Below are 12056 nucleotides of genomic sequence, written 5' to 3'. Positions count from 1 at the left end.
CGGTTTGGAGTGGTCGCGCTGACGACCGGTCTACCCCACATTGCCGACATATGGGCGACGGGCCGTGACCAGAGCCTCGCGGGCGTCGCCGCCGCAAAAGCGACACGAAATGATTGCGCCATTGGGCCTCGTTAAACCATAGGTGTCAGCTCCCGTGACCTTCAAATATGGCCTTGTCGGCCTGCTCGTGATCATCGCTCTGTGCGCCCATGCACAATCAGACGACGAGATGGCAGCATGCGTCGATCGTTCGAACGGTGTTTCAAGCAGGATGCTGGATTGCGGTAAGACCGAGATCGACAAATGGGATGCGCGGTTGAACGCCGCATACCAGCTGCTGCTGCATCGAGAAAGCGGCGCAGGGCGGACGAAGCTGCAGGCAGAACAGAAGGCTTGGCTCCATCATCACTTGAGCGAAACCCGCCGTCTCGCGAGCGACCCGGACGCCGGCTCAGGGGCCTTCATGACCTCGCAGAGCTTCGAGTTGGATGACATCGCCAAGCGCACGCGTGAATTGGAACGCGCCCTTGGCAATGCACGCCAATCTGAATCGTCTCAGCCACTGAGATGACTGCATCTGCAGGATGGGTAAAGCCAACGGGTCCGGCAGCGCGCGGCCCGATGCTAAACTTGGCGATACCCATCATCCCACCGCACAGCACAAGGTTGATGGATATCGCTTCGCTCCACCGATCCTACGGAGCTGCGAACGTCCGCATCAGCCTCGGGAGCGGACAAAACGAGGCGCAACTGGCCATGTCGGCCAAGGGCCCAAAACGCGGCATCGCAGAGAATTTCGTATCAGTGCCCGTTCTGCTTGATCTGTTTTGCCTCGTCGAGATCGGCATTCGCCCGACTTATATCTCCCTTTCCGATGAAAGCACTGGCGCGCGCGGTATAGGCAATCCTCATTGTCGGATCGAGCTTTATCACGTCGTCAAAGTCCGCGATCGCGTGGTCGTAATCCTTCACCGCGAGATAGACCTTGCCACGGTTGAACAACGCTAGGGTATCTTTTAAATTACGTTGGACGGCTTCGGTGTAATCCTTGATTGCGCTATCGTACTCTTTCTTCATCGCATGCGCGCTGCCTCGGGCGCTGAACCCCTCGGGTGCTTTCGCATCTAGATTGATCGCTTGATCGAAATATCTAATCGCTGCGTCGGGATCGCCCCTATATAAGTACCCATATGCCCGGCACATCAGACCTCGATATTCTCGGAGACCGAGGCGAAGCGCTTCGGTGATATCAGCCACGGCAAGATCGACCTCTCCTTTCATGCTAAAGGCGATTGAGCGGTTACAGAGCGCGGCAGCTTGGTTGCCCGGCGTTTCGTCGCTCGCCTCGATGATGGCCTTGCATGCGACGAGACGTTGGTCCATCGGCACCCATTGAGTCCCAGCGCAAAACGCCCACAGCTGCGGATCAGCTGCCTTTGTTGGGGTAATGACAATCGGAGCCATCACGGCGATCGATAGAAATGGAATGACGCGCCGAACTCCAGCTTTCATCGCATTTGCACCATGATACTGACGGATATCACGTTTCGGTTGTATGGCAATAGCAGACACGTCTGCCGAAACACGAGCCATCGCCGTTCTCGCATTTCCCGGACGAGGCGCTTCCGCATTGGGTCATTTTCGACGGATTCAGCGAGCTTTGTCGGCAGGTTGATGTCCGCTTCTGCCGGTAAGCGCCGCACCAGGACCGGGCCAGAAGCGTTGCACTTGGACGGACCCCCGTGATTCAATTTCCCAAACTGGGGGCTCGAATCATGCGCTACGAACTCGCGGATTATGAATGGGCCTCCATCAAGCCGATGCTGCCGAACAAGCCGCGTGGCGTTCTTCGGGTAAACGACCGCCGTGTCCTCGATGGGATTTTCTGGGTCTTGCGATCCGGAGCACCCTGGCCTGGTCTGCCCGAGGCGTTTGGTCCGCACACCACATCCTACAATCGCTTCGTTAGGTGGCGGAGGGCTGGTGTCTGGGTCGTATCACCGACTACTTGCCACGGCCCATTATGCGGCTTTCCGATGATCGACACCTCGATTGTCCGCGTGCATCAGCATGGAGCCTGCATCACAAAGAACCAGTGCCAACCCATGGGAAGCTCAAGAGGGTGTTCCCCGCGCTCCGGTTCCCCAGTCGACACCGGGCATATGTCCAGCTCGGTCCTCCACGCGGCTCAATCGCTGGATCGTTCATATGCGCGTTGAATGCTGCGCCCGAAGTCGGAGACAGCGTTTAAGGCGTGGCAGGAACAGGCATGCGCGTCTCTAGTTGTCGCTGGTCCGGCGCTATCCGCGGTCAATGGTCGTTCATGCGGCGTTAGCGCGCAACGGTAACCCAGGATTGCTCAATTGGGGGCTTGGGTCGATTGAGCAGGAGTTGATCGTGACAGATGAGCTTCATTACCGCGGTCATCGCCTGGTCGTCATCGAGCAGCAAGGCGATCGTTCTCTGGTGGAAATCACCTCTCTTTCGGGAGGTCAAACGATCAGGACGATGACCTATCAGAGCCGTCAGGAGGCGATTGCCTTAGCGAAACAGAACATCGACAAGCACCCCGGTGGGTAACACGACATGTGGCCAACAAAGCGAGGCAGCTTTCGCGCAATGCACATCATGCGCAATACCGACGTTGGTGATAGACGATAGCGGAAAAGATTAGTGCGCCACGGCCGAAATCGGCGCGCCGAGAATCAGTCGGTCCACTTCACCCATGTTAAGGCGGCGGCCGCCTTCCTCAGTTTACCGTGATCGTAGATTTGGCATTTTCGGGGTTGGCGTAACTGTGGCTCGGGAGAACGAACCCCTTTTTCGAGCCCAAGCAACAAGCAAGCCGACCTCGGGCGCGTCCTATTTTCATTTATGATAACGGCGGCAGTCGTTACTGGCGCTCACTTTTGGCTTTCGGCTCCTGCTTGGGCACTGAAGGCAAGGCCACCCCCATCCTGTGTGGTCCAGGTCACGGTTGCTGGGTAAGTCAAACCACTCCTTTACATATGCTAATGCGGGAACTTCCCGCCTCAGCATGATCCATTTGTCTGTCTCCAACGGCTCGGCCCCGGATTTCAGGCAACGGCCTCAGCACTGGCCTCCGGCGCCCAGAAGTGCTGAGGCCGTTTCTACGGGTGCGTCGGGCCGTATGGGGCTATTCTCGCGGTGAGACAATTTTTCCGTAGCTTCCCGGTGCAATCAACCTTCGCGGGTCGCTATAAAACTATCGGCGAACCGGCACGATCGGACGCTTTCCGGAAGGCGAGCGACGATGCCGAAGCCGTGGACGGCGGAAGAAGAACAGCGACTGCTAGAGCTGCGAAACAGCGGATTGATATGGATCCGCGTGGCCGGGATCCTTGGCAGAACTGAGGCCTCGGTCGTCGGTCACTATCTGAAGCATCTAAAAAAGCGGCCGCGGAAGATCATCTGCGAACCGGAATTGCGGCTGCCATCGCAGGATCCGCTGCTCAACGGGCATCAGCGGTCTTAGCTCAAAACGAGCAGCTACAGGCCCAGCTGATAGACCGGCGCTGGAGGGCCGTGGCACTTGAAAGCCGATTGCAAGTGCTTTGCGATAGCGTGGCCAAGGAAACGCGGCGCACCAAAGAGACCGCCGTTGCGAGGCCACTGCTCGCGCCGGACGCCACCTAGAGTGAAGGGCCTCCGCTTCCCTGCGGAGGCCCTTCGGAGCTTAGGAGCGGGAGGAGAACGACTGCATGCCCCATTCCATGGGGGCGCAAGCCCAGGCGTCGGGATCGAGATATCGATCTTCAGCGCAAATTCAGCAGAACGAACTCTCCGCATGGCATTCTCGCGCTCGGGCACCTTCCAGGTTTGATGCTTGCTGAACAACATCTGCCTTGAAGGCTAAGAGCCTTTGTCGAAGACTGGTGGTCTACTTGAATCGGCGTCGGGTTATCTTCATCACGCGCTCCGGTTCGAAGTGGGGGCGTCCGTGCTGGCCAGCTTATGGAGTCATGAAGGTTGCAACCGCAACCCAGGTTATGGACGGAACGGTCGCAAAAGAGCCCCCAACGAAGCCAAAAATAGACCATCCAGAGGTGGTCGAGTGCGGCCGATTCGGAAGGCTCACGCCCAACTGTTCTCAGTCCACGTCGAGCCATTCGAGCAGCTTGTCGAGCGTGATCGGATATTCCCGCACCCGCACGCCGGTCGCATTGTGGACCGCATTGGCGACCGCGGCGGCGACGCCGCAGATGCCGAGCTCGGCGACACCCTTGGCCTTCATCGGCGACGAGATCGGATCGGTCTCGTCGAGGAAGATCATGTCCTGATGCGGGATGTCGGCGTGGACCGGCACCTCATACCCGGCGAGATCGTGATTGACGAACAGGCCGTGCCGCTTGTCGACCACGAGATCCTCCATTAGCGCGGCGCCGACGCCCATCGTCATTGCGCCGATCACCTGGCTGCGCGCCGCCTTCGGATTGAGGATGCGGCCCGCGGCGCACACCGCCAGCATCCGCCGGACTCGGATCTCCGCTGTGTCGGCATCGACGCCGACCTCGACGAAATGCGCGCCGAAGGTCGATTGCTGGTAGGTCTTGGCGAGATCGCCATACTCGATGGCATCCTCCGCCACCAGATCACCCGCGCCGGCGGCGTGCGCCAGCGGCACGCTGCGATTACCCGAGCGGACCGCGCCGTCGGCGAACACCGCTTCTTCGGAATTGAAGCCGAGCTTCTGCGCAATGGTCTCCCGCAGCTTGGTGCAAGCGGCATAGACACCGGCCGTGGAATTGTTGCCGCCCCATTGCCCGCCCGAACCGCACGACACCGGAAAATCTGAATCGCCGAGCCGCACCCCGACCTTCTCCAGCGGAACGCCCATCATCTCGGCAGCCGTCTGCGCGATGATGGTGTAGGAGCCAGTCCCGATGTCGGTCATGTCGGTCTCGACCGTCACCCTTCCCTGCTGGTCGAGGCGGACGCGTGCCGCCGATTTGGTTACGAGATTGTTGCGGAAGGCCGCAGCAACGCCCATGCCGACCAGCCAGCGCCCGTCGCGAACCTGCCCCGGTTTCGCGTTGCGCTTGCTCCAGCCGAACCGCGCTGCGCCCTCGTTCAGGCATTGCACGAGCTGCCGCTGCGAAAAGCGCCGTTTCGGGTGCTCCGGATCGACCTGGGTGTCATTGGCGATACGCAGCGCGACCGGATCGATGCCGAGCTTGTCCACAAGCTCGTCGATCGCGATCTCGAGCGCCATCATGCCGGAGGCTTCTCCGGGCGCGCGCATCGCGTTGCCCTCGGGAAGATCGAGCGTCGCGAGCCGCGTCGCCGTCATTCGGTTGGCGCCTGCGTAGAGCAGCCGGGTCTGGCTCACCGCCATGTCGGGCTCGCCCTCGCTGACATTGCCGGACCAGCTTTCGTGACCGATCGCGGTGATCCTGCCGTCGCGCTCCGCGCCAATGCGAATGCGCTGGATCGTCGCCGGACGGTGCGTGGTGTTGTTGAACATCAGCGGCCGTTGCAGCGCGACCTTGACCGGCCGGCCGGCCGCGCGGGCACCGAGCGCGGCGAGCAGCACGTCGGCGCGCAGGAACAGTTTTCCGCCGAAGCCGCCGCCGATATGGGGCGATACGAGGCGAACATTCTCCTTGGGGATGCCAAGTGTCTTCGCCATGTCTTCGGCCCCCCAGGCGATCATCTGGTTGGAGGTCCAGATCGTGAGCTTGTCTCCGTCCCAGGCCGCGATGGACGCATGCGGCTCCATCATCGCATGCCCCTGATCGGGTGTGGTGTAGGTGGCATCCAGCTGCACGGGCGCTGCAACGAAGGCAGAAGCGAAATCGCCGACAGCGGTATCGGCAGGGCCGCCGATCGTTGGGTCCGGGATGCTCACACTGTCCCGCTCCGCGGCCAGATCGAATTTGCCGTCACCTTTCACGTAATCGATCCGGACGAGCTGTGCCGCAGCGCGCGCTTGCTCGAAGGTGCCGGCGACCACAACTGCGACAGCCTGATGATAATGCGCGATTTCGGGCCCGCCGAGCAGCGGCGCCGCATTGCGCGCGCCCTTGCCAAGCTTGCCGGCACTATCTGCGGTGACGATCGTGAGCACGCCGGGCGCGGCCTTCGCCGCATCAAGATCGATCGCAGCGATCCGGCCCTTGCCGATCGCCGCGCCGACCACGTAGCCATAGGCCTGGTTAGCCACGACATCGTGCCGCTCATAGGCGTAAGGCGCGGTGCCCGTGGTCTTCAGCGGTCCCTCGATCCGGCTGGTCGGATGGCCGATCACCTTGAGCTGGTCGATCGGATTGAATGTCGCGGAATGTTCAAAACGCATGATCTTAAGCCCTCACCTCAAGCCCCGCCCTCGCGTAGCACCGCCGCGAGCGTTCGCTCGGCGAGCGGCAGCTTGTATGCATTGTCCCTGGTCTGTTTTGCATCGGCGAACAGCCGCGCGGTAACGGCCTTGGCGCCGCCAGGCAATTCCGCTTCTGCCGCCTCGACACGCCATGGCTTGTGCGCGACACCGCCGAGCGCGACGCGGCCGCTGCCGTCGCGCTGCACGATCGCGGCGACCGAGACCAATGCGAAGGCATAGGATGCGCGGTCGCGCACCTTGCGATAGACCTGCGTGCCCCCGATTGGCTTTGGCAGCGTCACCGCCGTGATCAATTCACCCGGCTGCAGGGTGGTCTCGATCTCGGGGCTGTCACTTGGCAGACGATGCAGTTCGGCGATCGGGATGTTGCGCGTGGTGCCATCGGGCCGCACGGTCTCAACCACGGCGTCGAGCGCCCGCATTGCCACCGCCATATCGCTCGGATGGGTGGCGATGCAGGCATCGCTCACGCCGACCACCGCATGCTGCCGGCTGAAGCCGCCGATCGCGGCACAGCCACTGCCGGGCTTGCGTTTGTTGCAAGGCAAATTGGTATCGTAGAAATAGGGACATCGCGTCCGCTGCAACAGATTGCCTGCCGTCGTCGCCTTGTTGCGCAACTGACCGGAGGCGCCGGCGAGCAGCGCGCGCGACAACACCCCATAGTCACGCCGGACCCGCCGATCCGCGGCGAGATCGGTGTTGCGCACCAGTGCACCGATGCGCAAGCCGCCATCGGCGGTCTCGTCGATCCGGTCGAGCGCAAGGTCGTTGACGTCGATCAGGTGCGCCGGCGTCTCAATCTCCAGCTTCATCAGGTCGAGCAGATTGGTACCGCCGGCGATGAATTTTGCGTTCGCGGTGGTGGCGGCGGCAGCGGCCGCTGCGCCTGGCGAGGTGGCGCGCTCGTAGCTGAATGATCTCATGCGCTCCTCCCGGCAACCGCACTGATCGCCTCGGCGATGTTGGAATAGGCGCCGCAGCGGCAGATGTTGCCGCTCATGCGCTCGCGGAGTTCGGCATTGGTCAATCGCACCGGCGCGTTGAGGTCGGTCGTGACATGGCTCGGGATTCCAGCCTTGACTTCCGCCAGCACGGCAACCGCCGAACAGATCTGGCCCGGCGTGCAATACCCGCATTGATAGCCATCGTGCTCGACGAATGCCGCCTGCAACGGATGCAGTGCGTCCGGCGTGCCTAGGCCTTCGATCGTCGTGATCTCATCGCCCTGATGCATCACGGCGAGTGTTAGGCATGAATTGATCCGCCGCCCGTCGACGATGACAGTGCACGCGCCGCATTGACCATGATCACAGCCCTTCTTCGTGCCCGTCAGATGCAAATGCTCGCGCAGGGCATCGAGCAGCGTGGTCCTGGTATCGAGCTCGAACTGATGGGTTTCGCCGTTCACGTCAAACGATACTTTTGCCATCACGGGTGCTCCGGTCGGTGCTGGACGATTAGTTTTGGCCAACGACGTGCGCGGCACGACAGACGACGCGACAAGCGTAGCCGCTCCCGTCATCAACAGGCCGCGGCGGGATAGTTCCAAACCTGTGAGATCGGACATGCGATTCGACTCCAGTGGCCGGCGATCTTGGGTATCATGGCGCGCGCACAGCTAGAGGAAGTCGTTTGACGGCCGATGGTTGCAATCCAAAGTGTCGGTGGACTTTTCTATATTCCGACCTGCAAGCTCAGACCTTGCGAGTTCCTAGTATCGCGGGTCTGAGCAGTAAGAGATGGCTCAAGCTTCCTGTACGACAGGCTCCGAGGCAGGCTCGCTCGGCCCTTGTGTCCAGACTCGTGCACGCATACGCGAAGGCCAATCGATCCGGGGGCTACGGCAGCGCCGTTTTCCTGCCCATTGCCGATGTTCCCGCAACCTCATGCATCTCGATGACTCCAGGAACAAACAACGTCGACGAAGCTTTCCCAGGACAGCTCGACGACAATGGAGTTCACGATGGACATCAAGGAACATATGGAAATAGTCGGCTCAGACGGCCAGCATGTCGGCACGGTCGACAGGATCGAGGGCGAGCGCATCAAGCTGGCGAAGAGCGACAGCGGCGACCGCCAACATCATTACCTCGACAAGCGCCTGGTCTCCGGCGTCGAGGGCAACAAGGTGAAGCTGTCCGTGAAGGCGGCTGACGCCGCTTCGAAGGCCGCCTAAGGGTGCATCTAGCCGCCGGGCATTGGCCTTAAAAGTAGCTTAAGGTCAGTGATCACCAACTCGACTTTACCCAACAGAAAAACGCCCCTGCCACTGGTAGGGGCGTTTGGCCCGGAACTGCACTCTGTGCCCGGTGAAAATACCTACACGCCTGCCCTCTGGCGCGTGTTGGCTTGCGTCGGCGTGATCACAATGGTCGCCCTGATAGATATATGTGCCGCTCGGCGCGGCGACCGCCGCGGTCGCGCTCGGCATCAGCATCACCAAGGCCGCCTTGGTGTCCTCCTCATGGATAGTTCGTTGACACGCGGAGCACCATGGCGACGCGCGCTGAGGTAGCTTACCCAAATCGTACCCCGTTGCGCACCGGATCAGCCGCTCGAGCACTACCCCAATCGCCGATCCCACGACGACGTCACTGGCCCGGTGCGCCAGCAACAATACGCTCGTCGATATCAGACCTGCTCCGAGCGCCCGGACTATCCAGCGGTCCTCCTCGGAAAGCTGACTCGCCGCAGAATTGATAGCGCCGACGATCGTCATGGCGCAGGTTTCCGCGTTGCTTTGGGTCATCCTCGGTGCGCCTGCCGTCGTTGCCATATCGGCCGTTCCGGATAGGAACGGCTCGGGCCCCGAGTCGTTCAACCTTCATCGGATGCAAGGCGAATTGCCGTGCGTCGCCAGTGACCTGGTCGCGCGCACCCTGCAGATGCACCAGTTCATTTGCAGTTTCTTCGGCGGAACGCGAAGCCCAACTAGGTAACCAGCATGATGGAAATCGGCACGACACTTCACGTTCGCTGCGTCGATAACACGCTGCAACGAGACATCCTGTCCGTGGGGCGCATCTACGAAGTAACAAAGGTGCATGCCCGGGATGGCTATTATGAAATCGGCGGACTCGGTCGTTTCAGCCAATCAAGATTCGAGCCCCTATCGCCTGATTGTCAGGACGAAATTGCATAACCAAAAGGAGTTGCATATGCCGCGTGGTGACAAATCGAGCTACACCGATAGGCAAAAGCACCAGGCCGAGCACATCGAGGACGGCTATGAGAAGCGCGGAGTCTCGCGCAACGAAGCCGAACGGCGTGCTTGGGCGACCGTAAACAAGGAAACTTCCTGCAGCTGCATGGCTGGACCAGCGGCCTAATCGGGACAGCGATGATGCTTGGCAATGTGGCGGGCATGCTGATCACGACTCCGATCGGGGGCTGCATCGATACCACTAACCACAAGCGGGCATGGGTGATCGTGCCCGGCGTTGCCGTCGTGGTGGCTTCGGCCATTATCCTGGTGTCGCAAGCGTTTTGGGCGGTCACTTTATCCCAGGTCGCGACATCGATCGCGGGTGCGGCTATCGTTCCGGCCGCCACCCGGATCACACTCGGCATCGTCAAGCAGCGCGGCTTCAACCGGCAGAATGGTCGCAATCAGGCCTTCGACCACGCGGGAAACATGGTCGGCGCCGCGGCATCCGGCTATCTCGGCTGGCAATATGGCTATGGGGCGACTTTTCTGCTCGCCGCGCTATTTGGCGTCGTCACGATTGTCTGCGTTCTGTTGATCCCGCCTGATAGCATCGACCACCGCGCCGCACGAGGCAAGGAGGAAGATCCGGACAGCCAGCCCAGCGGCTTCAGCGTGCTGGTGAAGACAAGCCACTGCCGGTGCTGGCTCTCGCTTTGGCCGCATTTCACCTCGGCAACGCGGCGATCGTGCCGCTCTATGGCCTTGCCGCCGTCGCTGGCGGGCATGCCAAGGGCCCGAGCTTTGTCGCAACCACCATCGTGGTGGCCCAGGCTGTTATGGTCCTGGCCTCGATCGCCGGCATGCACGCGGCCGAGCAGCGCAACTACTGGACCGTCCTGCTGCTGTCATTCCTCGCTCTGCCGGTGCGTGGCCTGCTCGCCTTTCTTCTCTCCGGCTGGTGGGGCGTCCTGCCGGTCCAGATCCTAGACGGCATCGGCGCCGGATTGCAGAGTGTCGCCGTACCGGGAATGGTTGCGCGATCGCTGAACGGAACCGGCCGCGTCAACCTGGGGCAAGGCGCTGTCATCACGATCCAGGGCATCGGCGCATCGCTCAGCCCTGCGCTCGGCGGCTGGATCGCGCAACGGCCTTCCTGATGCTCGGCGAACTGGGATTGCTGTCGGTCATGATCTGGATTGCCTTCCGATCGACGGTGCGGCACTTCTGAAGCGGCTGGACTACGACGCCTTGCCGACCGTGTCGGCCATTCTTGCGCCGCGCGCGCCGAGCGGCTTGCGGTGGCCCTCGGTGGAATCGATTGCGGTCTGATGCTCGATCTCCGAGTTCAGTTCGGCCCCGCACAGCACGATGATGGCAGACATCCACATCCAGGTCATCAGACCAATGGCGGCCCCCAGCGAGCCGTAGGTCGCGCTGTAGTTCCCGAAGTTCGCCAGATACCAGGACAGCAACGACGAACCGATCAGCCACAGCACAGCCGCGGCAACGGCACCGACGCTGAGCCATTGCCAGCGCGGCTTGGTTCGGCTGGGGCCATAGCGGTAAAGCACCGCAAGTGCGGTGAGGAACAGCAGCATCAGGATCGGCCACCGGCCGAACCGGACAATGAGTTCGGCCCGCGTGCCCAGGCCAACCTGCTGCAACAGAAGCGGGACGACCACAACCGCTCCAACCATCAGCATGATCGAAATGAGCGCTGCGATGGTGAAGGTGAGCGACATCAGATTGAGTTTGAGGAAGCTCCGCTTTTCCTTCTCCTCATAGACGACATTGAGCGCATCGAAGACCGCTTTCATGCCGGCATTGGCGCTCCAGATGGCGATCAGCAGGCCGATCGAAAACGTAACGCTAAGCGACGAGGTGCCCTTTGCCAGCACGCGGGCGATCTGGTCCTGGACGATGGCAAATGAGCCTTCCGGCAACATCAGTGCCAGGCTTTGCAGATTGGATGAGATCGTCGACGGATCCGCGAACAACCCATAGCTCGAGACCAGCGCAGTGATGGCCGGAAAGATCGCCAGCAGGCCGTAGAACACGACGCCGGCGGCGGTCGCCAGCAACCGGTCCTCATCGATCTGCTGCCAGGTTCGCAGCAGAATATCCTTCCAGCCCGCAGCCGGAATTTGCAGCGGCGTGTCCGCCAGCCGTCCGCGATCCTGCTCTTCGGCCAGCGCGGGCTCCGCGCCCTGCTCCCGTTCGACTTGCGGCTCCGATCGAGACACATGCCGATAAATCGCCAAAGTTGCCAGCGCCGTTGCACCGGCAAGCATCAGGTCGTTCGGCCAACTGGAGCGCGGAGCCATCGTTAGTCCCGGATGGCGTCAGACCGACGCCTGAAACGCGATGCGGCGAACCAGCCGACGAGCATGATTGCAGCGCCGGCGGCCAATGCCTGGGTTGTGGCATCGACGCCCTGGTCACGGTGTTCCTGTCCAGTCTTGCCCGCTATGCTGTGCTCGTAGTGGTCGGTATCGCCGTCTTGCAGCTGTTCGGCATCCAGACGGCAAGCCTCGTCGCGGTGCTCGG

11 protein-coding genes and 4 pseudogenes are annotated in these 12056 nt (G+C 61.5%); 8 read left to right on the top strand and 7 right to left on the bottom strand.

The features are described from left to right. Positions 1-154: 154 nt before the first annotated feature. Positions 155-571 (top strand): lysozyme inhibitor LprI family protein, encoded by a 417-nt coding sequence (locus tag FNJ47_RS39180; RefSeq protein WP_347341773.1) that lies wholly within the window; start codon positions 155-157, stop codon positions 569-571. A gap of 230 nt (positions 572-801) precedes the next feature. Here the strand turns inward: FNJ47_RS39180 and FNJ47_RS39175 are convergent, their stop codons facing one another. Next, entirely contained in the window at positions 802-1593 is a 792-nt protein-coding gene (locus tag FNJ47_RS39175; RefSeq protein WP_163161237.1) for a tetratricopeptide repeat protein, read from the bottom strand. Positions 1594-1775: 182 nt separating this feature from the next. Here FNJ47_RS39175 and FNJ47_RS39170 point away from each other — a divergent pair. The 3 genes and pseudogenes from FNJ47_RS39170 to FNJ47_RS39160 all read left to right on the top strand — a co-directional run. Continuing rightward, a pseudogene (locus FNJ47_RS39170) lies at positions 1776-2123 on the top strand (transposase); the annotation flags it as partial. Between the two features lie 160 nt (positions 2124-2283). Further along, positions 2284-2580: a hypothetical protein gene (locus tag FNJ47_RS39165; protein WP_163161235.1), complete on the top strand. Its 297-nt coding sequence runs from the start codon at positions 2284-2286 to the stop codon at positions 2578-2580. 694 nt (positions 2581-3274) lie between these two features. Beyond that, positions 3275-3496, top strand: a complete 222-nt coding sequence (locus FNJ47_RS39160) for an SANT/Myb domain-containing protein (RefSeq protein ID WP_163161221.1) — start codon at positions 3275-3277, stop codon at positions 3494-3496. A 615-nt stretch (positions 3497-4111) separates the two neighbouring features. On the opposite strand, the gene paoC is transcribed toward FNJ47_RS39160, so the two are convergent. Genes paoC through paoA form a run of 3 tightly spaced genes read right to left on the bottom strand, consistent with a single transcriptional unit; the run spans position 4112 to position 7928 of the window. Continuing rightward, positions 4112-6316 (bottom strand): aldehyde oxidoreductase molybdenum-binding subunit PaoC, encoded by a 2205-nt coding sequence (gene paoC, locus FNJ47_RS39155; RefSeq protein ID WP_163161233.1) that lies wholly within the window; start codon positions 6314-6316, stop codon positions 4112-4114. 17 nt (positions 6317-6333) lie between these two features. Beyond that, positions 6334-7284: an FAD binding domain-containing protein gene (locus tag FNJ47_RS39150; RefSeq protein WP_163161231.1), complete on the bottom strand. Its 951-nt coding sequence runs from the start codon at positions 7282-7284 to the stop codon at positions 6334-6336. Then, positions 7281-7928 (bottom strand): aldehyde dehydrogenase iron-sulfur subunit PaoA, encoded by a 648-nt coding sequence (gene paoA, locus FNJ47_RS39145; protein WP_163161229.1) that lies wholly within the window; start codon positions 7926-7928, stop codon positions 7281-7283. Before paoA ends, FNJ47_RS39150 begins: the two co-directional genes overlap by 4 nt. 396 nt (positions 7929-8324) lie before the next feature. Here paoA and FNJ47_RS39140 point away from each other — a divergent pair, with 396 nt between their 5' ends. Beyond that, positions 8325-8537 (top strand): DUF2171 domain-containing protein, encoded by a 213-nt coding sequence (locus FNJ47_RS39140; protein WP_163161227.1) that lies wholly within the window; start codon positions 8325-8327, stop codon positions 8535-8537. A 66-nt stretch (positions 8538-8603) separates the two neighbouring features. Here the strand turns inward: FNJ47_RS39140 and FNJ47_RS39135 are convergent, their stop codons facing one another. Continuing rightward, entirely contained in the window at positions 8604-9137 is a 534-nt protein-coding gene (locus tag FNJ47_RS39135; RefSeq protein ID WP_163161225.1) for a hypothetical protein, read from the bottom strand. A 382-nt stretch (positions 9138-9519) separates the two neighbouring features. Here FNJ47_RS39135 and FNJ47_RS50655 point away from each other — a divergent pair. From FNJ47_RS50655 to FNJ47_RS55550, 3 genes and pseudogenes are all read left to right on the top strand, one after another. Then, positions 9520-9657, top strand: a pseudogene (locus FNJ47_RS50655) (plasmid stabilization protein); the annotation flags it as partial. A gap of 44 nt (positions 9658-9701) precedes the next feature. Beyond that, positions 9702-10136: pseudogene (locus FNJ47_RS55555) on the top strand (MFS transporter); the annotation flags it as partial. An 86-nt stretch (positions 10137-10222) separates the two neighbouring features. Continuing rightward, positions 10223-10666, top strand: coding sequence for a hypothetical protein (locus FNJ47_RS55550; protein WP_488226104.1), 444 nt, complete (start codon positions 10223-10225; stop codon positions 10664-10666). 81 nt (positions 10667-10747) lie between these two features. On the opposite strand, the gene FNJ47_RS39120 is transcribed toward FNJ47_RS55550, so the two are convergent. Then, entirely contained in the window at positions 10748-11833 is a 1086-nt protein-coding gene (locus FNJ47_RS39120) for a YihY/virulence factor BrkB family protein (RefSeq protein ID WP_163161223.1), read from the bottom strand. Positions 11834-11835: 2 nt separating this feature from the next. Continuing rightward, positions 11836-12056, bottom strand: a pseudogene (locus tag FNJ47_RS39115) (hypothetical protein); the annotation flags it as partial.

It is taken from the genome of Bradyrhizobium uaiense (genome assembly GCF_010811875.1).
Lineage (GTDB): Bacteria > Pseudomonadota > Alphaproteobacteria > Rhizobiales > Xanthobacteraceae > Bradyrhizobium > Bradyrhizobium uaiense.
The sequence above is the reverse complement of the archived record's forward strand: the minus strand, read 5'-3'. Positions and strand labels throughout refer to the sequence as shown.